This is a genomic window from Ralstonia pickettii (assembly GCF_030582395.1).
Taxonomy (GTDB): Bacteria; Pseudomonadota; Gammaproteobacteria; order Burkholderiales; family Burkholderiaceae; genus Ralstonia; species Ralstonia pickettii_D.
The window spans coordinates 321,133-344,820 of record NZ_CP104381.1 but is presented as its reverse complement, the minus strand read 5'-3'; the positions used below and the strand labels follow the sequence as shown (position 1 = coordinate 344,820).

23 protein-coding genes are annotated in these 23,688 nt (G+C 65.7%); 18 read left to right on the top strand and 5 right to left on the bottom strand.

Annotated elements, in window-relative coordinates:
- Nucleotides 1-381 precede the first annotated feature (381 nt).
- The 10 genes from N5B55_RS01620 to N5B55_RS01575 all read left to right on the top strand — a co-directional run bounded on the left by N5B55_RS01620 (nt 382) and on the right by N5B55_RS01575 (nt 10,452).
- Complete coding sequence (locus N5B55_RS01620; RefSeq protein WP_304538930.1) at nt 382-1,056, top strand: hypothetical protein; 675 nt, start codon at nt 382-384, stop codon at nt 1,054-1,056.
- Nucleotides 1,057-1,081: 25 nt separating this feature from the next.
- Nucleotides 1,082-2,779, top strand: a complete 1,698-nt coding sequence (locus N5B55_RS01615; protein WP_304538929.1) for an AMP-binding protein — start codon at nt 1,082-1,084, stop codon at nt 2,777-2,779.
- Nucleotides 2,776-3,738: an LpxL/LpxP family acyltransferase gene (locus tag N5B55_RS01610; RefSeq protein ID WP_304538928.1), complete on the top strand. Its 963-nt coding sequence runs from the start codon at nt 2,776-2,778 to the stop codon at nt 3,736-3,738. The genes N5B55_RS01615 and N5B55_RS01610 overlap by 4 nt, the downstream gene beginning before the upstream one ends.
- Nucleotides 3,735-4,331, top strand: a complete 597-nt coding sequence (locus N5B55_RS01605; protein ID WP_304538927.1) for a LolA family protein — start codon at nt 3,735-3,737, stop codon at nt 4,329-4,331. The genes N5B55_RS01610 and N5B55_RS01605 overlap by 4 nt, the downstream gene beginning before the upstream one ends.
- Nucleotides 4,332-4,344: 13 nt before the next feature.
- Nucleotides 4,345-6,765 (top strand): MMPL family transporter, encoded by a 2,421-nt coding sequence (locus N5B55_RS01600; RefSeq protein WP_304538926.1) that lies wholly within the window; start codon nt 4,345-4,347, stop codon nt 6,763-6,765.
- Nucleotides 6,762-7,613: a polysaccharide deacetylase family protein gene (locus tag N5B55_RS01595; RefSeq protein WP_304538925.1), complete on the top strand. Its 852-nt coding sequence runs from the start codon at nt 6,762-6,764 to the stop codon at nt 7,611-7,613. Before N5B55_RS01600 ends, N5B55_RS01595 begins: the two co-directional genes overlap by 4 nt.
- Nucleotides 7,614-7,695: 82 nt before the next feature.
- Nucleotides 7,696-8,913, top strand: coding sequence for a beta-ketoacyl-[acyl-carrier-protein] synthase family protein (locus N5B55_RS01590; RefSeq protein WP_304538924.1), 1,218 nt, complete (start codon nt 7,696-7,698; stop codon nt 8,911-8,913).
- Complete coding sequence (locus N5B55_RS01585) at nt 8,910-9,713, top strand: beta-ketoacyl synthase chain length factor (RefSeq protein WP_304538923.1); 804 nt, start codon at nt 8,910-8,912, stop codon at nt 9,711-9,713. The genes N5B55_RS01590 and N5B55_RS01585 overlap by 4 nt, the downstream gene beginning before the upstream one ends.
- Nucleotides 9,710-10,171, top strand: a complete 462-nt coding sequence (locus N5B55_RS01580) for a hotdog family protein (RefSeq protein WP_154206298.1) — start codon at nt 9,710-9,712, stop codon at nt 10,169-10,171. The genes N5B55_RS01585 and N5B55_RS01580 overlap by 4 nt, the downstream gene beginning before the upstream one ends.
- 23 nt (nt 10,172-10,194) lie before the next feature.
- A complete protein-coding gene (locus tag N5B55_RS01575; protein WP_065859629.1) occupies nt 10,195-10,452 on the top strand; it encodes a hypothetical protein in 258 nt (85 codons plus the stop codon).
- 88 nt (nt 10,453-10,540) lie between these two features.
- On the opposite strand, the gene N5B55_RS01570 is transcribed toward N5B55_RS01575, so the two are convergent.
- Both N5B55_RS01570 and N5B55_RS01565 read right to left on the bottom strand, forming a co-directional pair.
- Nucleotides 10,541-11,092 carry a single-stranded DNA-binding protein gene (locus N5B55_RS01570; RefSeq protein ID WP_065859628.1) on the bottom strand — a complete coding sequence of 184 codons (552 nt, stop codon included), beginning with the start codon at nt 11,090-11,092 and terminating at the stop codon, nt 10,541-10,543.
- 47 nt (nt 11,093-11,139) lie between these two features.
- Nucleotides 11,140-12,303: an MFS transporter gene (locus N5B55_RS01565; RefSeq protein WP_049779079.1), complete on the bottom strand. Its 1,164-nt coding sequence runs from the start codon at nt 12,301-12,303 to the stop codon at nt 11,140-11,142.
- A 242-nt stretch (nt 12,304-12,545) separates the two neighbouring features.
- Between N5B55_RS01565 and uvrA the strand changes: the two genes are divergently transcribed.
- On the top strand, nt 12,546-15,410 hold the full coding sequence (gene uvrA / locus N5B55_RS01560; protein ID WP_154206295.1) for an excinuclease ABC subunit UvrA: 2,865 nt from the start codon (nt 12,546-12,548) through the stop codon (nt 15,408-15,410).
- An 80-nt stretch (nt 15,411-15,490) separates the two neighbouring features.
- Complete coding sequence (locus tag N5B55_RS01555) at nt 15,491-15,976, top strand: adenosine-specific kinase (RefSeq protein ID WP_304538922.1); 486 nt, start codon at nt 15,491-15,493, stop codon at nt 15,974-15,976.
- 30 nt (nt 15,977-16,006) lie between these two features.
- Here N5B55_RS01555 and N5B55_RS01550 read toward each other — a convergent pair whose 3' ends face one another.
- Both N5B55_RS01550 and N5B55_RS01545 read right to left on the bottom strand, forming a co-directional pair.
- Nucleotides 16,007-16,627: a LysE family translocator gene (locus tag N5B55_RS01550; RefSeq protein ID WP_304538921.1), complete on the bottom strand. Its 621-nt coding sequence runs from the start codon at nt 16,625-16,627 to the stop codon at nt 16,007-16,009.
- 124 nt (nt 16,628-16,751) lie between these two features.
- A complete protein-coding gene (locus tag N5B55_RS01545) occupies nt 16,752-17,360 on the bottom strand; it encodes an adenine phosphoribosyltransferase (protein ID WP_012761106.1) in 609 nt (202 codons plus the stop codon).
- A 108-nt stretch (nt 17,361-17,468) separates the two neighbouring features.
- On the opposite strand from N5B55_RS01545, the gene N5B55_RS01540 reads away from it, so the two are divergent.
- Together N5B55_RS01540 and N5B55_RS01535 are read left to right on the top strand one after the other, a co-directional pair.
- Entirely contained in the window at nt 17,469-18,047 is a 579-nt protein-coding gene (locus tag N5B55_RS01540) for a DJ-1/PfpI family protein (protein ID WP_304538920.1), read from the top strand.
- Between the two features lie 40 nt (nt 18,048-18,087).
- On the top strand, nt 18,088-18,489 hold the full coding sequence (locus N5B55_RS01535; RefSeq protein ID WP_304538919.1) for a ribbon-helix-helix domain-containing protein: 402 nt from the start codon (nt 18,088-18,090) through the stop codon (nt 18,487-18,489).
- 16 nt (nt 18,490-18,505) lie between these two features.
- Here the strand turns inward: N5B55_RS01535 and N5B55_RS01530 are convergent, their stop codons facing one another.
- Nucleotides 18,506-20,485, bottom strand: a complete 1,980-nt coding sequence (locus N5B55_RS01530) for a monovalent cation:proton antiporter family protein (RefSeq protein ID WP_065858690.1) — start codon at nt 20,483-20,485, stop codon at nt 18,506-18,508.
- Nucleotides 20,486-20,794: 309 nt separating this feature from the next.
- On the opposite strand from N5B55_RS01530, the gene N5B55_RS01525 reads away from it, so the two are divergent.
- From N5B55_RS01525 to lptA, 4 genes are read left to right on the top strand one after another with little or no spacing between them, the layout of a single operon-like run.
- A complete protein-coding gene (locus N5B55_RS01525; RefSeq protein WP_037027665.1) occupies nt 20,795-21,778 on the top strand; it encodes a KpsF/GutQ family sugar-phosphate isomerase in 984 nt (327 codons plus the stop codon).
- 16 nt (nt 21,779-21,794) lie between these two features.
- Nucleotides 21,795-22,379: a KdsC family phosphatase gene (locus tag N5B55_RS01520; RefSeq protein ID WP_304538918.1), complete on the top strand. Its 585-nt coding sequence runs from the start codon at nt 21,795-21,797 to the stop codon at nt 22,377-22,379.
- A gap of 4 nt (nt 22,380-22,383) precedes the next feature.
- The gene (lptC, locus tag N5B55_RS01515; RefSeq protein WP_012761100.1) at nt 22,384-23,016 is read left to right on the top strand and encodes an LPS export ABC transporter periplasmic protein LptC; all 633 of its coding nucleotides are present in this window, start codon (nt 22,384-22,386) and stop codon (nt 23,014-23,016) included.
- 58 nt (nt 23,017-23,074) lie between these two features.
- Nucleotides 23,075-23,662: a lipopolysaccharide transport periplasmic protein LptA gene (gene lptA, locus N5B55_RS01510; protein WP_154206292.1), complete on the top strand. Its 588-nt coding sequence runs from the start codon at nt 23,075-23,077 to the stop codon at nt 23,660-23,662.
- Nucleotides 23,663-23,688: the final 26 nt, after the last annotated feature.

Genomic DNA, 23,688 nt, shown 5'->3' with positions numbered 1-23,688 from the left:
GGGCGGGAATTGCGGCCAGAGCCAACGACGTTCTCCTTGCGCGAAGCCCCTGCCTTGTCCAGCCCAGCCTGTGAAGGGGGGTCGTTTAAGCTACGCGGATTCTAGACGAAGGGTTACACCCCGTATAGCGCGAAACCGTGACAAAGACCGCATATCGCGCCCTGTGCACGAAGTGACGCAAACGATTCAACGGCTGGTGTGGCGCGGTAAACCGGGAAGGCGTGGCACAGCGGGGCCATGCGGGCGCGTACATCCGGTTACAAACACGCGGCCGCGGGCGCGGGTGAGACACGCCCGGGGCCCTAGAATGTGGCCGCCCTATGATGAAACTGCCCGCCCTACGAACACAATGCACCGCGGCTCCTTCCAACTTGTTCTGCCATGAATCGACTGACCGCCTTTGCGCGCGGCGCTGCGGGCGTGTGCGCCGTGGTGGCGTATCAGGTCGGCGCGCATTACGCAGCGGCCACGCCAGGTGCGCACGGCTTGGGCCTGGCGATGGCCTTGTTGCCGCCGTTGGCAATTGCGCTGGTGGCGGCCATGCGGTCCAGGCATCGTGCAAGGCTGTTGCCGCTGTGGCTGCTCGTGTGCGGCGCGCTGTGGATGGCGCGCGCACCGTTGGCCGCGCATTTTGACTGGGGCCTGTACCTCGAACATGCAAGCTTCAACCTGATGATGGCCTATGTATTCGGTCGGACGCTGATGGCCGGGCGGGAGCCCCTGTGCACGCGCTTTGCCCGCATGGTGCACGGCACCCTGACGCCGGGTATTGCGCGTTACGCGCGGCGTATCACCCTGGCGTGGACGCTGTTTTTCCTTGCGACCACCGCCGTATCTACGCTGCTGTTTGCCACGGCATCGACTGTCGCGTGGTCGACGTTTGCGAACTACATGTCGCTGCCGCTGGTGGGCGTGATGTTCGTGGCGGAATATCTATGCCGCCGCGTCGTGCTGCGCGGAGAACCACACTCCAGCCTGTTCGATGCGGTGCGCGCTTATCGACAATCGGAGCAATCCAGGCACGCAACGCCCATCGCCACAGAGCGCCCCCGCTGAACCCGCACGCTTCAAGATTCGCTTCATGCCGACTTACCCGCTGGTCTCCCACTCAACGCTGGACAACACGCTTGCCTGGCGTGACGGTACGCCCGTCTCCGCACGCGCGTTCCTGGCCGATGTGATGGCGCTGGCTCCGATGCTGCCGTCTGGCGGCCACGTATTCAATGCCTGCGCAGACCGTTACCGCTTTGCCGTCGGGCTGTGCGCAACGCTGGTGGCCGGAAAGATCAGCCTGCTGCCGCCTATGCAGACGCCGCAGATGGTGCGTCAGTTGTGCGCTTTCGCGCCGGATGTGTTCTGTTTGCACGATGCGGCTGCCTGCCCCGTCGACCTGCCGGGCTTTCGTTATCCCGATGCGCTGGCGACCGAGCCAACGCCCATCGACGTGCCGTTGATCGACGACTCGCAAGTCATGGCGGTGCTGTTCACGTCTGGCTCGACGGGCACGCCGGTGCCGCATCGCAAGACGTGGGGCGCGCTGGTGCGCTGCATGCGCACGGCGGTCGCGCACCTGGGCCTGGACGACGGGCGCGCCTTTGCGCTGGTCGGCACCGTGCCGGCGCAGCACATGTACGGCTTTGAAGTGACGGTGCTGCTGGCCCTGCAAGGGGGGCTTGCGTTCAGCAACCGGCAGCCGTTCTATCCGGCGGACATTCGCGAGGCGCTGGAGGCCGTGCCGCAGCCGCGCGTGCTGGTGACCTCGCCGGTGCATCTGCGAGCGCTGCTGGCATCGGAGGCCCCCGTGCCGAGCGCATCGCTCGTGCTGTCGGCCACTGCGCCGCTCTCGGAGGCGCTGGCGCGCGAGGCCGAGACGCGCCTGTCCGCGCCGCTCCTGGAGATTTACGGCAGCACCGAAACCGGCCAGATTGCAACGCGCCGCACCGCGCAGCAAACCGCGTGGCGCCTGTACCCCGACGTCCGCATGGAGTCGCGCCCCGGCACCTCGGAAGACGACGGCCCGACGGTATGGGTCTACGGCGGACACGTCGAAGCTGCAGTGCCGATGGGAGATGTGATCGAGCTGATCGATGAGACACATTTTCTGCTGCACGGGCGCAAGGCCGACCTCGTCAACATTGCCGGCAAGCGGTCGTCGCTGGCGTATCTGAACCATCAGCTCAATGCAATTGCGGGCGTCGAGGACGGCGTGTTTTACATGCCGGACGATGCGCCCACCGCCCCGCACACGCACGGCAGCGCCGCAGTCACGCGCCTCGCGGCACTTGTGGTGGCGCCGGGGCTGAGCGCGGCGGACGTGCTGCACGCCCTGCACGACCGCATCGATGCAGCATTTCTGCCGCGCCCGCTGCTGCTGGTGGACGCGCTGCCGCGCAACGAAACCGGCAAGCTGGCGCGCGATGTGCTGGCCGCACTGGTCGCGCAACATTCGCTTCGCAACGCAGACAGGGCCGCCATGCGTTTCACCATTCCCGCTGATCACCCGGCGCTGCCGGGGCACTTTCCCGGCCATCCGATCGTGCCGGGTGTGGTGCTGCTCGACCATACGCTTCACGCGATCGGTGCGGCGCTGGGCCGCCCGCTCGATGCCTGCAGGATCAGCTCGGCCAAGTTTCTCAGTCCCGCGGCGCCGGGCGAATTGCTTGACCTCGCGTTCGAAACGACGGCCAGCAACGCCGTGCGCTTCACCATCCGCGCGGGCGTGCGTGAAGTGGCCAGCGGTGTGCTGTCTGCGTCCGCGCCGGAGGGTGTGGCTGCATGAAGCGCACCGACTGGGCCGAGCGTCCGGAGCGCAGCAACCTCGCGCTGCTGCGCGTGATGACGTGGCTGTCCCTGCGGCTGGGGCGGCCGTTCGGACGGGTCCTGCTGCGGCTGATAGCGGTGTATTTCGTGGCGGCCTCGCCGGCAGCGCGACGTGCTTCGCGTGACTATCTGCAGCGCGCACTCGGCCGCCCCGCAACGCTGCGTGAGGTGTTCGGCCACATGTTCACGTTCGCCACGACCATTCATGACCGCATCTACCTGATCAGCGGTCGCTTAGATCTGTTCGACATCCGGTTGCAGGGCCAACACCACGTGCACGACGTGCTGGCGCAGGGGCGCGGTGCGTTCCTGTTCGGCGCGCACCTGGGCAGCTTCGAGGTGGTGCGCGCGCTCGGCCGCACGGTGCCGGACCTGCGCGTGGCCGTCGCCATGTACGAAGAGAACGCACGAAACATCAACGCGGCCGTTGCTGCAATCAACCCGGCGGCGGCGCCCGAGGTCATTTCGCTCGGGCGAGTCGACGCCATGCTGCAGGTGCGCGAGGCCCTGGACAACAACCGGCTTGTCGGCATGCTGGCCGACCGCACGCTGCTGCGCGATGCAGGGCCATCCGTCCAGCCGATGAGTTTTCTCGGCAGCCCTGCAGCGTTTCCACTCGGCCCGCTGCACATGGCGGCCATGCTGAAGCGCCCGGTGCTGTTCATGACGGGGCTGCACCTGGGCGGCAATCGCTACGCTGTGCATTTCGATCTGTTGGCGGATTTCACCGAGGTGCGCCGCGAAGATCGTGCCGCCGCCGTGCAAGCCGCACTCGGCCGCTATGTGGAACGGGTGGAACTTTACTGCCGCATCGCACCGTACAACTGGTTCAATTACTTCGACTTCTGGCAGGATGCCGACGCGTCCGGCGCGAAGGATCACGCCCCGGCCGAGCGCCAGACCACCCCAACGCCATGACTGCAGCACGCCCATTCCTTCGCGCCCTTCTGGCCATGGTCGCGGCCAGCATGTTGGCAACGGTCACCCATGCGGCGGATACCGCCTGGACGCTCGACCGCCTGATGTCGACGCTCGCACGCAACAAATCGGGGCGCGCGACGTTCACGGAAACAAAGACGTTGTCGATCGCGGCCCAGCCCATCGAATCGTCCGGCGAGTTGGTGTTCGTCGCGCCCGATCATCTGGAAAAGCACACGCTGGCCCCAAAGCCCGAGCACCTCGTCATCGACGGTGACAAGCTCACCGTGGAGCGCAACCAGCGCACGTTCACGATGCCGCTGTCGCAATACCCCGAGCTCGGCGCCTTCATCGAAAGCATTCGCGCCACGCTGGCCGGTAACCGCTACGCACTTGAAGCGGTCTACAAGGTCGCCATCGCAGGCCACGGCGATGACTGGACGCTCACCCTCTCGCCGATCGACGCACGCATGCAGAAGGTCGTCAGCACCATCACGCTGGAAGGCACGCGCGATGTGCTGCGCAGCGTCGCCATCCGCCAGGCCGACGGCGATCATTCGCTGATGCGCCTGCAACGTGTACCCGGCAACTGAGGGCGCCGCGCACATGAAACGCTTGCACGCCCTGCGTCGCCCTGCGGTACTGGTCTGGTTGACTGGCCTGCTGCTTTGCGCGGTCGTGGTCGGGCGAACGCACTTTACGGCGGACTTGTCGGCGTTTCTGCCGCGCTCGCCGAGCGCTGAGCAGCGTGTGCTGGTCGACCAGCTGCGCGACGGGCTTGTGTCGAGGCTCATCCTCGTGGGCATCGAGGGCGGTGACGCGGCCACGCGCGCAGCGCTGTCGAAGCAGCTCGCTGCCACCCTGAGAAACGACGCACAGTTCAGTGCCGTCAACAACGGCGAGCCCGTGAGCGAGGCACGCGACCGCCAGTTCGTCTTCGATCACCGCTACGTACTGAGCCCGGCCATCACGCCGCAGCGCTTTTCCGCAGAAGGTCTGCACGCCGCGCTGGACGAGAGTCTGGATCTGCTCAGTTCGTCGGCCGGGCTCGTCGCCAAGAACATGCTGCCGCGCGATCCGACCGGCGAGGTGGCGACGCTCGTCAGTCAGCTCGACAACACGGCGCTGCCGTCGTCGATGCATGGGGTGTGGGCATCGCGCGATGGCCAGCGCGCCGTGCTGGTCGTGCAGACAACGGTTGCCGGCTCCGATACCGATGCACAAGCGCACGCTATCGATACCGTGCGCCGCGCATTCGAGACGGCTGCCCGCACCGTGCCGAACGCTGCGTCGACGCGCATCCTGATGACCGGCCCGGGCGTGTTTTCCGTTGAATCGCGCGACACCATCAAGCACGACGTCGAGCGGCTTTCCACCGTCAGCCTCGTGCTCGTGGTGGCACTGCTGCTGGCGGTATACCGCTCGCCGCGCACCGTGGTGCTGGGGTTGCTGCCGGTGCTGTCGGGCGTGGCAGCGGGCGTGGCAGCGGTCAGCCTGACGTTTGGCGCGGTACACGGGCTCACGCTCGGCTTCGGCACTACGCTCATCGGCGAGGCGGTCGACTATTCGATCTACCTCTTCGTGCAATCCGCCCGCCTGCGTGGTGCCACTTCCAACGACGGCCTGCGCGCATGGATTGCCACGTACTGGCCGACCATCCGCCTGGGTGTGCTGACCTCCGTATGCGGTTTTGCGTCGATGTTGTTCTCGGGCTTTCCGGGGCTCGTGCAGTTGGGGCTGTATTCAATTGTCGGATTGGTCACGGCAGCGCTCGTGACCCGGTACGTGCTACCGCATCTGCGTGGCGAAGAAGTGGCGTTGCGCGATGTCTCGCGCGTGGGAGCGTGGCTGGCCCGGGCAACGTCGGCTGCACCGCGCCTGCGCTGGCTGTTGGCCGCAGCGCTCGTCGGTGCGTGTGTGGCCCTTGCGATGCATCGTGATGGCCTGTGGAACCGCGAGCTGTCGGCACTGAGCCCCGTGCCCGCGAAGGGCCAGGCGCTGGATGCGAGCCTCCGCGCAGATGTCGGCGCGCCTGACGTGCGCTATCTGGTGGTGATCCCGGCCGCAACGGAGCAGGCCGCCCTTGAAGGCGCTGAAAAGATCGCCAGGCAACTGCAACCGCTCGTGGACAACGGCGGGCTCGCCGGCTTCGAGAATCCCGCGCGCTACCTGCCGAGCGATGCCACACAGCGCGCGCGCCTCGCAAGCCTGCCGGCGGCCGATGCACTGGCCACAAACATGCGCAGCGCGGTGGAAGACCAGCCGATCCGCGTAAAAGCCGATCTCTTTGCCCCGTTTTTCGCCGATGTGGAGGCGGCACGCGGGCAGCCCCTTTTGCAGCGCGAAGACCTGAAGGGTACGTCGATGGCATTGGCGGTGGACGCTCTGCTGACTGAACGCGCCGGCCAATGGAGTGCCATGCTGCCATTGCGCGCGCCAACAATCGCCCCGGCCGCCATGAAGAACGCGTCCAACCCGGCCAGCCTCGATGCCGCGCCGATTCGCGCCGCCGTCGATCGTGCGGACGTGCCCGGCGCGCTTTTCGTCGACATGAAGGTGGAAGCGGATCGGCTATATGTCAACTACGTGCGCGAAGACCTTCGCCTGTCGCTCGCGGGTTTTGCGGCGATCGCGTTGCTGCTGCTTGTGGCGCTGCGCTCACCGCAGCGGACCTTGCGGGCGTTGGCGCCCCTGGTGGCGGCGGTGCTGGTGGTGACGGCCGGCTTTGCACTGGCGCGCGTGCCGCTGACCATCCTGCATCTGGTCGGCATGCTGCTGATCGTGGCGGTGGGATCAAACTACGCGCTGTTCTTCAATCAGCGCACCCAGGCCATTGCGCCGCAGACGCTGGTGTCACTACTGGTGGCCAACCTGGCAACGGTGGCCGGCTTCGGGCTGCTGGCCTTCTCCCGCGTGCCGATGCTTGAGACGTTCGGATTGACCGTCGGCCCGGGCGCCATGCTTGCGCTCGTGTTTTCCGCCATCCTGGCGCCACGCGCCCATCACGATCAGCACGCCGCCGCATGAACTCACCGACCACCTCACCGCTTGGCACGGCTCGCCGCTGGAAGCCGAGCCCGCTGATCAACGGCGCACTGGCGCTGCACGCCGGTGCGGCCGTTGCCGTTGCGGCCGATCCGTCGACGTGGCCGTGGGCTGGCGGCAGCGTCATCGCCTCGCACCTTGTGCTAATGGCGGGCGGTCTGTGGCCGCGCAGCAATTGGCTCGGCCCGAACTGGACACGTCTGCCCGTCACGGCGGAGCGGCACATTGCGTTGACCATCGACGACGGCCCTGACCCCGAAGTCACGCCGCGCGTGCTTGACATGCTTGACCAGTACGGTGCCAAGGCCACCTTCTTCTGCATTGGCGAGTTGGCGCTGAGGCACCCACGCTGCGTCGAGGCCATCGTCGCGCGCGGGCATGCGGTGGAAAACCACAGTCAGCGCCATCGACATACGTTCTCGCTACAGGGGCCGGGCGCGCTGCGGCGCGAGATTGCCGCCGCACAGGACACGCTCACGCAGCTCACCGGCACGCGCCCGCTGTTCTTCCGCGCGCCGGCCGGCCTGCGCAACCCCTTTCTGGAGCCCGTGCTGTGTCAGCTGGGCCTGCAACTGGCGAGCTGGACGCGCCGCGGCTTCGATACCCGCTCACGCGACGCCCGGGCCATCACCCACCGCCTGCTCCACGGTCTCGCGCCGCGGGACATCCTGCTGCTGCACGACGGCCATGCAGCGCGCGATGCATACGGGGCACCTGTGTTGCTGGACGTGTTGCCGCAGGTGCTCGAAGCCGCGGCCCGCGCGCAGTTGCACTGGACGACGTTGCGCGCCGCCCTTCCGGCCCAGGCCGCGCAGGCCGCCCGCTCATAGATGCCCGTTTGATAAAATTTGTGCACGATCTGCGCTCCAGCCCGGCAGATCCCCATCCCACAATCGCCCCCACTCCATCCCCGTGAAGCCCGTCCTGCTCACGCATTTCACCGCCACGAGTTGCCTCGGACGCGGCCTTGACGCCACGCTCGATGCGTTACGCGGGCAACGTAGCGGGCTCACGCCGTGTGACTTCCCGCGTGCCGAACTCGACACGTGGATCGGCAAAGTGCCTGGCGCCGATGCTGCGCCCGTGCGCGCAGACCTGGCCGATTTCGAGTGCCGCAACAACCGGCTCGCCCAGATCGGCCTGACGCAGGACGGCTTTGCCGAAAGCGTTGAAGCCGCCAAAGTGCACCATGGCGCCGCGCGCGTCGGCGTGTTCATCGGCACCAGCACGTCGGGCATTCTCGAAACGGAACGCGCCTACCAGCAGCGCGATCCGCAAACGGGCGCGCTGCCTTCAAGTTTTCACTACGCGCATACGCACAACATTTATTCGCCGGCTGCGTTTGTGCGTGCGTACTTTGGGCTGAGCGGGCCGGCCATGGTTATCTCATCGGCGTGTTCGTCGGGAGCCAAGGTGCTTGCCTCTGCGCGACGCATGCTGGCTGCGGGGCTGATCGATGCGGCGGTGGTCGGTGGCGTCGATTCGCTGTGCCTGACTGCGCTGTACGGGTTCAATTCCCTGGAGCTGCTGTCGCGGCAGCCGTGCCGGCCGTACGACGCGGCGCGCGATGGCATCTCCATTGGCGAGGCAGCCGCCTTTGCGCTGCTGGAGCGCGCCCCCGACGCCAAAGACGCGTTGGACGACGATGCCATCCTGCTGCTCGGCATTGGCGAATCGAGCGATGCGCATCACATGTCGTCGCCGCATCCGGAAGGACTGGGGGCGCGCGCTGCCATGGCCCAAGCGCTTGCCACCAGCGGCCTGAGCGCAACGGACATCGATTACATCAACCTGCACGGTACCGGCACGCCCAGCAATGATGCTGCGGAGGCCCGGGCCATCGAGGCGCTGTTCAACGGCACGGCGTGCAGTTCGACCAAGGGCGCGACCGGCCACACGCTGGGCGCAGCCGGGGCTTTGGAAGCCGTGATCACAGCGCTGGCGCTGCGCCATCAATTTCTGCCTGCCGGCATCAACATCACACGGCCCGATCCGGCCTTGAACGTCAATTACCTGACAACGGGCCGCGATGCGCCTGTTCGCGCGGCACTCAGTAACGCGTTTGGATTTGGCGGCACGAATTGCAGCCTGCTGTTTGCCCGCGCAGGCAATGTCGGGGGGGCGTCATGACCCGCCTGGGCGTCTTCATCGAAAGCATTGGCGTGCTGGGCCCCGGGCTGCGGGATTGGCCGCACACGGCTGACGTGCTCGCAGGCCGCGCACCCTACGCACATGCGCCGACGGAATTGCCTCCGCCAGCCGGCCTGCCGCCGGTGGAACGTCGTCGGACGGGGCCGGTGATCAAACTCGCGCTGGCGGTCGGCCACGAAGCCGTCGCAGCCAGCGGACGCGATGCCGCCACGCTGGCCACAGTCTTCAGTTCGTCCGGCGGCGACGGCCATAACTGCAACGCCATCTGCGAGACCCTGGCAGGCGACGATCGCAAACTCTCGCCGACGCGCTTCCACAACTCCGTGCACAACGCGCCGGCCGGCTACTGGAGCATCGCCACGCACGCGATGGCGCCGTCCAACGTGCTGTGCGCGTATGACGGCAGTTTTGCCGCCGGGCTGCTGGACAGCCTCTGCCAGGTCGCAATTGACGCCACGCCAACGCTGCTGATCGCCTATGACGGCGACTACCCGGAACCGCTCAATGCAGTGCGGCCTGTGCCCGATACGTTTGCGGTGGCGCTCGTGCTCGCGCCCGAAGCCGGCCCGCGCACGCTTGCGCGCATTGACGTTGCGCTGACCGACGCGCCGCCGACAGCGTTGGCACACCAGGAACTGGGAACCTTGTGGCACGGCAACGCCGCAGCCCGCGCCCTGCCGCTGCTGGAAGCGCTGGCCGGAATGCGCCAGGGCCCGGTGGTGCTGGAGTATCTGGCAGAAACCCGCGTGCAGGTCGACATCACTCTCGGCACGACATGACGTCCAGCGCGCAGTCAACCCCGCCGCTCGATCGCGACTGGATTGCGGCACGCATTCCGCACAGCGGCGCGATGTGCCTCCTGGACGCGGTGGTCGCCTGGGACGACGCGCACATCCATTGCAGCGCCACGAGTCATCTTGATGCGGCCAATCCACTGCGCTCGCACGGCCAGTTGGCCGCCGTCTGCGGCATCGAATACGCCGCTCAGGCGATGGCCGTGCATGGTGCGCTGTGCGATGCTGCGCAAGCCCGACCGCGCGCCGGCTTTCTCGCCAGCGTGCGCAGCGTTGAAGCCCACGTGCCACGCCTCGACACCATCGAGACACCGCTCGACGTGGAAGCCGATCGCATCGGCGGCGACGGCAACAACGTGCTGTACCGATTCACCGTGCGCAGTGGCGCACGCATCCTGTTGACCGGTCGCGCCGCCGTGGTGCTCGACGCGTCCGTTGCATGAACCTGTCTGTGAGGATTCCCGCCGTGAAAGGTCGTCTGCTTTTGATCGCCGCGCTGCTGGCGCTGCTCACCCCCCTGGCCCATGCCGACTTGTCCGAGACCAAGGAAAACATCAAGCAGGACACGAAGGAAGCAGCCCGAAAAACCGGCCATGCCGCGAAGGAAGCCGGGCATGCGACAGCGAATGCCGCGCGCACAGTTGGGCATGGCGTGAAGAATGCGGCGCATGCGACCAAATGCGGCGTGAAGCATCTCTTCAAGAAGCCATGTGAGAGCGACTAGTACACTGCGACCCTGCAGACGAAAGGCCAACAAAAAACCCGGCGTCCTAGGCGGACTGCCGGGTTTTTTGTTGTGTGCCGAGAGGGCCTTAGAACGGAATATCGTCGTCCATATCCTCAAAGCCATTCGACGGTGCGGGCTGACGACGTGCTCCGCCGCCCTGACCACCACCTTCGCTGCCGCGCGAGTAGCCACCGCCTTGGCCTTGGCCTTGACTGCGGCCACCGCCGTAGCTGCCGCCACCACCGCCGCCGCCTTCACCGGCGCGCGAATAGCCGCCACCACCACCGCTGCCGCCGCCCTCACCGCCGCGGCCGCCGAGCATCTGCATCTGGTCTGCGACGATCTCGGTGCTGTATTGCTTCTGGCCGTCCTTTTCCCATTGACGGGTCTTGAGGCGCCCTTCGATGTAGACCGACGAGCCCTTCTTCAGGTATTCGCCCGCAATTTCTGCCAGGCGGCCGAAGAAGGCGATGCGGTGCCACTCGGTGGCTTCCTTCATTTCGCCGCTGGCCTTGTCCTTGTAGCGGTCGGTGGTTGCCACGCGAATGTTGGTGACAGCGTCGCCGCTGGGCATGTAGCGCGTTTCAGGATCGGCGCCGAGATTGCCGACGATGATGACTTTGTTGACGGACGCCATGATGAGTTTCCGAAGGTAATTGAAGTGATGCCGCCGTGTTGCCCGGATTAGTGTCGGCGCAATGCCGGCATCTGCATGGGGCTCGCAATTATAAGCCAGGCAAAAGCCAGCGCGGCGCAGGTTAGGAATACCGCGTGCTGCCCGGCGTGCAGCAGAATCCAGCCGCCGCCCGCGCCGCCGGCAAACAGACCGAGCGCTTGCGTCGTGTTGTACACCCCCATGGCCGCGCCCTTGCGCACGCCCGGCGCGTACTTCGAGACCAGCGACGGCTGCGACGCCTCCAGCACATTGAAACCGAGGAAGTAGACCAGCAGCGCAATCGCCAGCGCGGCCAGTGTCGGGTTGACCTCGCCCAGTGCCAGCTGCGCCACCATCACCAGCGCCACGGCAGACAGCAGCACGGCCTTCATCTTGCCGCGCTTCTCAGCGGCAATGATGGCCGGCACCATCAGCACGAACGACACGCCCATCACCGGCAGGTAGATTTTCCAGTGCGAATCGACGGGCAGGCCGGCAGCTTCCAGCATGTGCGGCAGCACGACGAACAGTGCCGTCTGCGTGGCATGCAAGGCGAACACGCCAAAGTTCAGGCGCAGCAGCTCTGGGTTGCGCAGGACCTCGCCGAATGGCGCTTTCACGTGCTCCGGCGGGCGCGGCGGGTTGGGCACCACCCACAGCACCACGCCGATGGCGACGATGGCCAGCACGCCAATCGCCGTGAACATGCCGGGCATGCCGACCCAGCGGAAGATGACCGGCGCACTCACGATGGCCACGGCAAACGACAGGCCGATGCTGCCCCCGATCATGGCCATGGCCTTGGTGCGATGCTCCTCACGCGTGAGGTCGGCCACAAAGGCAATCACCGCCGACGAAATCGCCCCCGCGCCCTGGATGGCCCGCCCCACGGCGATGCCCGCGACGCTGTGCGAAAACGCCGCCACCAGGCTGCCCACCGCAAAAATCACCAGCCCCGTCACGATGACGGGCTTGCGTCCGAAGCGATCCGACAGCCAGCCGTAGGGGATGTAGAGCACCGCCTGCGTGAGGCCATACACGCCGATGGCGAACGCGACGAGCTGGGTGTTGTTGCCGTCGGGCAGCGTTTTCGCGAACACCGCGAAGACCGGCATGATCATGAACAAACCCAACATGCGCAGCGCGAAGATGCCGGCCAGCGAGGCGGCCGCGCGCAGCTCAAGGCCGTTCATGCGGCCGGAAGCGGAAGTCATGGATGGGGAAGCGGAAGACATGATGCGGAAACCGCCGCGGAAACCGGAAAGAAAAGCGGCGACAAGAACACTTGAACGGCTTTGCGGATTGCCCCATCTGGGAGCAGATACCGGCAAAACCGAAGTTCGGTATATTAGCAGGCTTACCCTTTTCCACCCCTCCGCCGATTGCCGCAGGCGGTCCGCACTCCGACGCCGCATTCAGCTGCACTCAGCCGCACATGGACGAAATCAAGATTCGTGGGGCCCGTACCCACAACCTGAAGAACATCAACCTCGATCTGCCGCGCAATCAGCTGATCGTGATTACCGGGCTTTCGGGGTCGGGCAAGTCGTCGCTCGCGTTCGACACGCTGTATGCGGAGGGGCAACGGCGCTACGTGGAATCCCTGTCGGCATATGCCCGGCAATTTCTGCAGTTGATGGAAAAACCCGACGTTGACCTGATCGAAGGTCTGTCGCCGGCCATTTCCATCGAGCAGAAGGCCACCAGCCACAACCCGCGTTCCACGGTCGGCACCGTGACCGAGATCCACGATTACCTGCGTCTGCTGTATGCGCGCGCCGGTACGCCTTACTGCCCCGATCACGGCCAGCCACTGGAAGCGCAAAGCGTGTCGCAGATGGTCGATGCCGTGCTGGCGCTGCCGGCCGACACCAAGCTGATGATCCTGGCGCCGGTGGTGGCCAACCGCAAAGGCGAGCACGTCGACCTGTTCGAAGCGATGCAGGCCCAGGGTTTTGTGCGCTTTCGCATCCGCTCGGGCGGCGGCACGGCGCACGAGGCCGAGGCCAAGGTCTACGAAGTCGACAACCTGCCCAAGCTGAAGAAGAACGACAAACATTCGATCGAGGTCGTGGTCGACCGCGTGAAGGTGAACCCGGAACTCAAGCAGCGTCTGGCCGAGTCATTCGAAACCGCGCTGCGCCTGGCAGACGGCCGCGCGATCGCGCTGGAAATGGACACCGGCAAGGAACACGGCTTCAGCTCCAAGTTCGCTTGTCCCATCTGCTCGTATTCACTGCAGGAGCTGGAGCCGCGGCTGTTCTCGTTCAACAACCCGATGGGCGCGTGCCCGCACTGCGACGGCCTGGGCCAGATCACGTTCTTCGATCCGAAGCGCGTGGTGGCCTTTCCGAATCTGTCGCTGGCGTCTGGCGCGATCAAGGGGTGGGACCGCCGCAACCAGTTCTATTTCCAGATGCTGCAAAGCCTGGCGGCGTTCTACGACGTCGACATCGATGTCGCGTTTGAAGACCTGCCGGCCGAAATCCAAGAGATCGTGCTGCACGGCTCGGGCAAGCAGCAGATTCCGTTCACGTATATCAACGAGCGCGGCAAGACCACCGTGCGCGAGCACGCGTTCGAAGGGATCATCCCCAACCTGGAGCGGCGCTACAAAGAGACCGACTCCATCGCCGTGCGCGAGGAGCTGGCCAAGTACCAGAACAACCAGCCGTGCCCAGAGTGCCACGGCACCCGCCTGCGCCGAGAGGCCCGCTTCGTCAAGATCGGCGAGGCCGACCAGGCACGCGGCATCTACGAGATCAACGGCTGGCCGCTGCGCGATGCGCTCACGTATTTCCTGACGCTGAACATGCACGGCGCCAAGCGCGAGATCGCGGACAAGATCGTCAAGGAGATCACCGCGCGGCTGAACTTCCTGAACAACGTCGGGCTCGATTACCTCTCACTGGAACGCAGCGCCGATACGCTGTCGGGCGGCGAGGCGCAGCGCATCCGCCTGGCGTCGCAGATCGGCTCGGGGCTGACCGGCGTGATGTACGTGCTAGACGAGCCGTCCATCGGCCTGCACCAGCGCGACAACGATCGGCTGATCGGCACACTCAAGCACCTGCGCGATCTCGGCAACTCCGTGCTGGTGGTGGAGCACGATGAAGACATGATTCGCGCGTCGGACTACGTGGTCGACATCGGCCCCGGTGCCGGCGTGCATGGCGGCCAGATCATCGCTGAGGGCACGCCCCAGCAGGTCGAGCAATCGCCGGCGTCGCTGACGGGCGACTACTTGTCCGGCAAGCGCCGCATCGAGGTGCCCAAGCAGCGGACAGCGCCGGACGAGGAGCGCTGGCTGCGCATCATCAACGCCAGCGGCAACAACCTGAAGAACGTGTCGGCCGATATTCCGATCGGGTTGCTGACGTGCATCACGGGCGTGTCGGGTTCGGGCAAGTCGACGCTGATCAACGACACGCTGTACCACGCAGTGGCGCGCCATCTGTATGGCTCGACGCCGGAGCCGGCAGCGCACGATCGCATCGACGGCCTGGAGCATTTCGACAAGGTCATCAACGTCGACCAATCGCCGATTGGCCGCACGCCGCGCTCGAACCCGGCAACCTACACGGGCTTGTTCACGCCGATTCGCGAGCTGTTTGCCGGCGTGCCGTCCGCCAAGGAGCGCGGGTATGACCCGGGCCGCTTCTCGTTCAACGTCAAGGGCGGCCGCTGCGAAGCGTGCCAGGGCGACGGCGTGCTGAAAGTCGAGATGCACTTCCTGCCCGACGTATACGTGCCCTGCGACGTGTGCCACGGTAAGCGCTACAACCGCGAAACGCTCGAAGTGCTTTACAAGGGCAAGAACATCACCGAAGTGCTGGAGATGACGGTGGAGCAGGCGCACGAGTTCTTCGCGCCGGTGCCGGTCGTGCGCCGTAAGCTGCAGACACTGCTGGATGTGGGCCTGGGCTACATCCGCCTGGGGCAATCGGCGACCACGCTATCCGGTGGCGAGGCGCAGCGGGTGAAGCTGTCGCTGGAGCTATCGAAGCGCGACACAGGCCGCACGCTGTACATCCTGGACGAACCGACGACCGGCCTGCACTTCCACGACATCGAACTGCTGCTGAAGGTCATCTACAAGCTGCGTGATCACGGCAATACGATCGTGATCATCGAGCACAACCTCGACGTGATCAAAACGGCGGACTGGCTGCTCGACCTGGGCCCCGAAGGCGGCGCGGGCGGTGGGCAGATCATCGCCAAAGGCACGCCCGAGGATGTGGCCAAGAGCAAGGCGAGCTTTACCGGCAAGTACCTCGCGCCGCTGCTCAAGCGCAGATAAGGCGGCACCGGCGCAGCCGCTTGCAATCAAGCCGCTGCGCCCTACGATGAAGAGCGTTCCCATCGCACAGGAGCGTCGCCATGGACCTCACCGTGGTGCCCATCGTCAAGCCGGAGGCGACCAACTTCATCTTCGGCCAGTCGCATTTCATCAAGACCGTGGAAGACCTCCACGAGGCGCTCGTGGGCGCGGTGCCGGGTATCCGCTTCGGCATTGCGTTCTGCGAGGCATCGGGCAAGCGGCTCGTACGCTGGTCAGGCAATGACGATACCGCTCTTCAGCTCGCGCGTGACAACGCGCTCGCCATTGGCGCGGGCCATACCTTTTTGATCTTCCTGGGTGACGGGTTCTTTCCCGTCAATGTGCTGGCTGCCGTGCGCGCGGTACCGGAGGTGTGCCGCATCTACTGCGCCACAGCCAATCCAACGCAGGTGATCGTCGCGCAGACGGAGCTGGGGCGCGGCGTGCTCGGCGTGGTGGACGGCGCCTCGCCGCTGGGTGTCGAAACCGATGCCGACATCGCTTGGCGCAAGGACCTGCTGCGGCAGATCGGCTACAAGCTCTAAGGCAAACGCCCGCGGGATCCGGGCGTTTGCTTATTTGGTCAGGGCCACGCGCAAGCCCAACCCGATGAAGATGCAACCGCTCAAGCGATCGAGCCACAGCGACGCGCGTGGCGTGCGACGCATCCAACCGCCCAGCGCGGCCGCGCACCAGCCGTAGAGACTGAACACGACGATGGTCTGCGCCATGAACACGCCGCCCAGCAGCAACATCTGCGGCGCTGCGTGCCCCGCCTGCGCATCGACGAACTGCGGCAGGAACACCACGAAGAACAACGTCACCTTCGGGTTGAGCAGATTGGCGAAGACACTCTGGCGATACACGCGCCAAAGGTCGGGCGCCGCCTGCGGTCCAGCAGGATTCAGGCCGACGCTGCCCTTGCTGCGCAGTGCCTGGATGCCCAGCCAGATCAGGTACGCCGCGCCCAGCCAACGAATCGCCTGGAACGCCACCGGGGACGACTGCAGCACGGCGGCCAGCCCGAGCGCTGCCAGCGTCGTATGAAAGAGGCACCCTGATGCAAACCCCGCCGCGGCAGAGAGCCCCGCCTTGCGGCCTTGGCTGGCACCGCGTGCGATCACCTGAAGGTTGTCCGGCCCCGGCATCACGGTAATCGCGATCGAGGTCAGAAGAAACAGCACTACGTGTGGCATCGACGTCTCCCGGTGTGCGTCGAAAATGGGAAGGCTTATGCTACGGCGCGCGGCAGTCCAACGACATATTTTTGTCACATGAATGCGTGCGGCTAGCGCATCGCGCCACGTCGTTGCCGGCCGCTCAGTGTCCGTCGAAGCGGCAGACCGTGAAGAGCGGCAGACCGCCTTCGATCAGCAATTGCGAGCCGCCGAGTTCGGGCAGGTCGACAATCGCGGCGCCCTCCACCACCGTCGCACCCAGCCGCTCAAGCAGGCGCTTGCCGGCCATCATGGTACCGCCGGTGGCGATCAGGTCATCGATCAACAGGACGCGGTCGCCGGGCTTGCAGGCATCGGCGTGGATTTCCACCGTCGCGCTGCCGTATTCGAGCATGTATTCCTCGGTCACGGTGTTGAACGGCAGCTTGCCCTTCTTGCGGATCGGCACGAAACCGAGGTTCAGCTCATACGCCACGATCGAGCCCAGGATGAATCCACGCGCGTCGATGCCCGCCACCAGGTTCAGCCCCTGCCCCATGTAGCGATGGACGAACACGTCCACCAGCACCCGCAGGCTCTTCGGGTCCTGCAGCAGCGGCGTGATATCGCGAAACATCACCCCGGCCTGTGGCCAGTCCGGCACCGTGCGGATGCGGTCACGCAGGTAGCGCGACACATCGCCCAGCTCAGTGGCAGCGGGAATGGACGACGGCGTCAGCAGCGCCGCCTGATGATGGGGGACTTGGCTCATGGCAAAAACAGGAACGCAGGAAGCGTGGTCTGCGGTAATGGGTTACCACCCGGGCCGATTGGCGCCGAACCACAATGGGGAAACCGCAACCATACAGGAGACACGGCGATGGCAAAGAAAATTCTGATGCTGGTTGGCGACTACGTAGAGGACTACGAGGTCATGGTTCCCCACCAGGCGCTGCAGATGGTCGGCCACACGGTGCACGCTGTCTGCCCGGACAAGCGCGCCGGCGATTCCGTGGCGACCGCCGTTCACGATTTCGAAGGTGCACAGACGTATTCCGAAAAACCCGGTCATCGCTTTACCGTCAACGCCACCTTTGCCGATGTTGACCCGGCAGCGTACGACGCGCTGGTCGTGCCCGGCGGCCGGGCGCCCGAATATTTGCGACTGAACGCCCGCGTGCTTGAGGTCGTACGTCACTTCTTCCACGCGGACAAACCCGTCGCAGCGATTTGCCACGGTGCTCAGTTGCTGTCGGCGGCGGGCGTGCTGGAAGGCAAGACGTGTTCCGCCTATCCGGCATGTGGCCCCGAAGTCACGGCAGCGGGCGGCACTTTCAAGGACATTCCCGTCGACCAGGCGCACACCGATGGCAAGCTCGTCACGGCTCCCGCCTGGCCGGCACATCCGGCTTGGTTGGCGCAGTTTCTTGAAGTCCTGGGCACGCGGGTTCTACACTGATCCGGCTGCCCGCACGCCGGGCACTCCAGGAGCCCCGGCCATGTGCGAAATCTTCATCCGCGCCAATCCCCATTCGTACGACAGCCTCGCGCGATCGCTACGCCTGCATGGCGTGGCGACCAGCGTGCGGCTGGAATGCCTGTTCTGGGAGGTGCTGGAAGAGATCGGCCAGCGCGATGGTCTGACGGTCAACCAGCTCATCAGCAAACTCTATGACGAGCTGTTGGAGCGACGCGGCGAGGTGGCGAATTTCGCGTCGTTCCTGCGCGTCTGCTGCCTGCGGTATCTGAAGCTGCAGCAGGACGGGCGCATTCCGGCCGATACGCGGGTGTCGATCAGTTCGCTCGATGCCGCGACGGTGCTAGATGGCCTGCCGCCCAACATGGCGGATGCGCCGCCGCGCCGCTCGCGCGGGCCTCTGCTGGAAACATTCATCAAGTAAGCGCGGCGGGTGCGCCTCAACGCGGCGAGAGCCGCTCCTCTGCCATCTGCAGCCCCTCAGGCGTGCCGCGCAGCACGACGATATCGCCCAGTTCCAGCACGGTGTCCGGATCAGGATCGAGCGCGCGAATGCCCTGGCGCCGGATCGCCGTGACCGAGGTCTTGAACGTCTCCAGCCCCATCGTCCCGAGCTTGCGGCCGATGGCTGGCGACCCCTTCGCCAGCGGCACCGAATGCAGACGCACGGCGTCGCGCTCGAGCATGTCTTCTTCGTCATCCTGACCGTGAAAGTAGCCGCGCAGCAGGCTGTAACGCGCATCGCGCATCTGCTGCGCGCGCCGCACCACACGGCGCAGCGGCACGCCCAGCAGCACCAGCGCGTGCGAGGCCAGCATCAGGCTGCCTTCGATGATCTCGGGGACGACCTCGGTGGCGCCGGCCTGCTGCAGGCGGTCAAGGTCCGCATCATCGATCGTGCGCACGATCACGGGGAGGGTCGGCTCCAGCGCCTGCACGTGGTGCAGCACCTTCAATGCAGACGCCGTGTCGGCATACGTTATGGCGACCGCCGCAGCACGGTGGATGCCGGCGGCCACGAGTGACTCGCGCCGCGCCGCATCGCCGTAGACCACATGTTCGCCCGCTGCCGCGGCTTCGCGCACGCGGTCGGGGTCCAGATCGAGCGCGACGTAGCCGATGCCCTCCTGCTCGACCATATGCGCCAGGTTCTGGCCGCTGCGCCCGTAGCCGCAGATGATGACGTGGCGCTCGGTGGCGATGCTCTGTGCGGCAATTTTGGTCATGGCCAGCGATTGCATCAGCCAGTCGGTGCGCGACAGCCGCATGGCGATCACGTCGCTGTACTGGATCAGGAACGGCGCCAGTAGCATCGACAGCAGCATCGCCGCCAGGATCGCCTGGCCGAGCAGCGGGTCGATCAGGTGGAGCCCGTCGATCTGGTTGAGCAGCACGAAGCCGAATTCACCGGCTTGGGCCAGCCCCAGCGCCGTGCGGATTGCCGCGCCGCCGCCCGAGCCGAAGGCGCGCGCCAGCAGCGCGATCAGCACAAACTTGAACAGCACGGGCCCGGCCACCAGTGCCAGCACCAGGGCCCAGTGATCGACCACCACTCGGGGGTCCAGCAGCATGCCCACCGTCACGAAGAAGAGGCCCAGCAGCACGTCGCGGAACGGCTTGATATCTTCTTCCACCTGCAGCTTGTACGGTGTTTCCGACACCAGCATGCCGGCCAGGAACGCGCCCAGCGCCATCGACAGGCCCAGCCGCTCCGTCAGCGCGGCCATGCCCAGCGTGACCAGCAGCAGGTTCAGCATGAACAGTTCCTGCGAGCGCCGTGCGGCTACCAGATGGAACCAGCGCGACAGCAGCTTCTGCCCGAGGAACAGGATCAGCACCAGCGCCACGGTGATCTTCAAGGCGGCAACGGAGAGCGCCAGCACGAGGTCCGTCGGGTTCTTGCCCAGCGACGGAATCACGATCAGCAGCAGCACCACCGCCAGATCCTGGAACAGCAGCACGCTGATGATGTTGCGGCCGTGCTCGGTCTCCAGCTGCAGGCGCTCGGCCAGCATCTTCGAGACGATGGCCGTGGACGACATCGCCAGCGCGCCGCCCAACGCGAGCCCCGCCTGCCACGACAACGGATACCAGTGCGAGAGCAGCAGCGACACGGGAATCGTCAGCAGCATGGTCAGCACCACCTGTGACGCCCCGAGCCCCAGCACCAGCCGCCGCATCGAACGAAGCTTGGAGAGGTTGAACTCCAGCCCGATCGAAAACATGAGGAACACCACCCCGAATTCGGCCAGATAGCGCGTCTGGGCAGAATCGGACTCGAGCCCCGTCGCCTTCGGCCCGATCAGCACGCCCACCACGAGGTAGGCCAGCATCGGCGGCAATTGCAGCATGCGGAACAGCACCACGCCGATGACGGCGGCGGCCAACAGCACAAGGGTGAGTTCCAGCGGCGAATGCATGCGACGCGAAAAACCGATCGAAAAGGGGTTGGACAGGAGGTGCAGCACCCGCGCATCAGGACGGTGCGTGCACAAACGAGCACGCAGGCGCTGCAAGACCGATGCCAGGGTATAGACGAAGAACGCGATACGCGAGACGCCGCACAGCGAAAATGACGGCGTGGCGACGGGCAGAAAAGTGATTTGAAAGCCGATTTTCGCGGCGCAGCAAAACGGAGCGCCCGCACGCTCCGCCACTCCCCGCAAGCCAAGCCCCGACGCGCCACCCGCGGCCGAGAACTGTGTCAATCGTTGTTATACTTCGCCGCCATGATAGCGAATTTCAATCCGGATCGAGCACTTGCGCTGGCGCAGCAAACCTTCGACATCGAAGCGCAAGCCGTACTCGGCCTCAAAACCCAGGTGTCCGCCGACTTTGCGCGTGCGGTCGAAATGGTGCTCGGCTGCACCGGCCGCGTCGTCGTGTCCGGCATGGGCAAATCGGGTCATGTGGCGCGCAAGATTGCCGCCACGCTGGCCTCGACCGGCACGCCAGCGTTTTTCGTCCACCCCGCCGAAGCCAGCCATGGCGACCTCGGCATGGTCACCCGCGACGACGTTTTCATCGGCTTTTCCAATTCCGGCGAAGTCTCGGAGTTGAACGTCATCCTACCGCTCGTCAAACGGCTCGGCGCCAAGCTGATCGCCGTGACGGGCAACCCGGAGTCCTCGCTCGGCAAGCATGCCGACGTCGTGCTCAACTCGCACGTCGATGTCGAGGCGTGCCCGCTGAACCTGGCCCCCACCGCCAGCACTACCGCCCAGATCGCGCTGGGCGATGCCCTCGCCGTGGCCGTGCTGGACGCGCGCGGCTTCGGAGCCGAAGATTTCGCCCGCTCGCATCCGGGCGGCTCGCTCGGACGCAAGCTGCTGACGCATGTGCGTGACGTCATGCGCGCTGGTGACGCCATCCCCCGGGTGAACGAGGACACGCCGCTGTCGCAGGCGCTGATGGAGATTACCCGCAAGGGTATGGCAATGACCGCCGTGGTCGATGCCGAAGGCCGCGCCGTGGGCGTGTTCACCGACGGCGACTTGCGCCGCCTGCTCGAGACCCCGCGCGATTGGCGCACCGTGCCCATCCACGAGGTCATGCACCACAACCCCCGCTCGGTCGGCCCCGACCAACTCGCCGTGGAAGCGGTTGAAGTCATGGAAACCCATCGGATCAACCAGTTGCTGGTGGTCGATGCCGCCGGCCTGCTGGTGGGCGCGCTGCACATCCACGACCTGACGCGGGCCAAGGTCATCTGACCCGCTCTCGCCACTGATGACCACCCCGGCCGATTCTGTCCACAGCAACATCGATGCACGCTTTCCGCAGGCAATGGAACGCGCCGCGCGCGTGCGCCTGATGGTGTTCGATGTGGACGGCGTATTGACCGACGGCCGCCTGCTGGTCGGCCCCGAGGGCGAAATCAGCAAGGCGTTCGACACGCTCGACGGCCACGGCATCAAGCTGCTGGCACAGGCGGGGGTCACGCCAGCCATCATTACGGGACGGCAATCCGAAATCGTGGCCTGGCGCGCCGGGGAACTCGGCATCGAACATCTGTACCAAGGCGTAGCCGACAAGCGCGAGGCATTTGCCCACCTGCTGGCCGCCACGCAACTTCAAGCGGCCGATACGGGCTACATGGGCGACGACTGGCCCGACCTGCCGGTGATGGCGATGGTGGGCTTTACCGCCTGCCCCGCACAGGCCCATGCCGAACTGCGCAGCCGCGCTCACTATGTCACGCATGCCACGGGCGGACGCGGCGCGGTGCGCGAAGTGGCCGACCTGATCCTCAAGGCCCAAGGCGCCTACGACGCCCTGCTCGCGCAACTGCTGCGCGCCGTGCAACCCTCCTGACTTTATGGCCAGCGAACGCTCCCAACGCCTCGTCTCCTCCGTGCTGCAGATCATGCTGCGCGGGCTGCCGATCCTGCTGATGGCGATCGTCTGCGGCGTTACGTTCCTGCTCGTGCAGGTCAACACACCGCAAACCGACGAAGCCGCTACGCAGCCCAAGCGCCACATTCCCGACTACACCATGGACGGCATCTCGGCCACGGCGCTGGACGAGATCGGCACGACCAAATATCGGTTTACCGGCGTCCACATGAATCACTATGAGGACGACCTGACCTACGACGTCACGTACCCGGCGCTGCGCGTCTATGCGCCCGACCGGCCGCAGGTCACCGCCCGCGCGGATCTCGGCAAAATGAACGGCGACGGCACGATCATCGATCTGTACAACAACGCCAAGGTCATCCGCGCACAAGGGCCCGACGCCCGCCAAGACCCACTGATGACGGCCGACTCGACCTACTTCCAGGTGCTGCTCAACGAGGACATCGTGCGCACCGACAAGCCAGTCGAACTGCACCGTGGGCCGTCGATCATGAACGCCAACGGCCTCACCTTCAACAACGTGACGCGCCAAGTACAATTGCTGGGCAATGTGCGCGGCCGAATCGAAGGGCTGGGGGCGCCGAAGCAGTAAACTCTGCCCCCGACACCTGACGACGCCCAACGACCGCGCCACCTCCCACGTGATTCCCATGACTGATTCCCTCCGTGCCGCCGGCCTCGCCATCGTTGCTGCGCTGCTGCTTCCGGTCCTGCCCGCGCACGCCGAACGCGCCGATCGCGACAAGCCCCTCGTACTCGAAGCCGACAACGCCAGCTACGACGATCTGAAGCAGGTCTATCACTTGACCGGCAACGTGGTGCTGACCAAGGGCACCATGGTGCTGCGCTCCGACCAGGCCGATCTGCGGACGGACCCAGAGGGCTACAACTACGCGGTCGCCACGTCCAAGCCCGGGAACCTCGCCTTCATTCGCCAGAAGCGGGACAACGTCGACGAATACATCCAGGGTTGGGGCGAGCGCATCGAATACGACGGCAAGCAAGAGATCTCCAAGCTGATCACGCGCGCGCGCATGGAGCGCCTGCAAGGCGCCACACAGCTCGACGAGATCCGCGGCGCCGTGATTACGTATGACGGCCAGAAGGAGTTCTACACGGCCTCGGGTGGCGCGGAAAATGCGACCGCCGCCAACCCGTCGGGCCGTGTGCGCGCGGTTCTAGCACCGCGCACAAGCACCCCTGCTGCAACGGCATCCAACCCGGCCGCCAAGCCCTGATCTGCACCGCTCGCCATTTCTGCTTC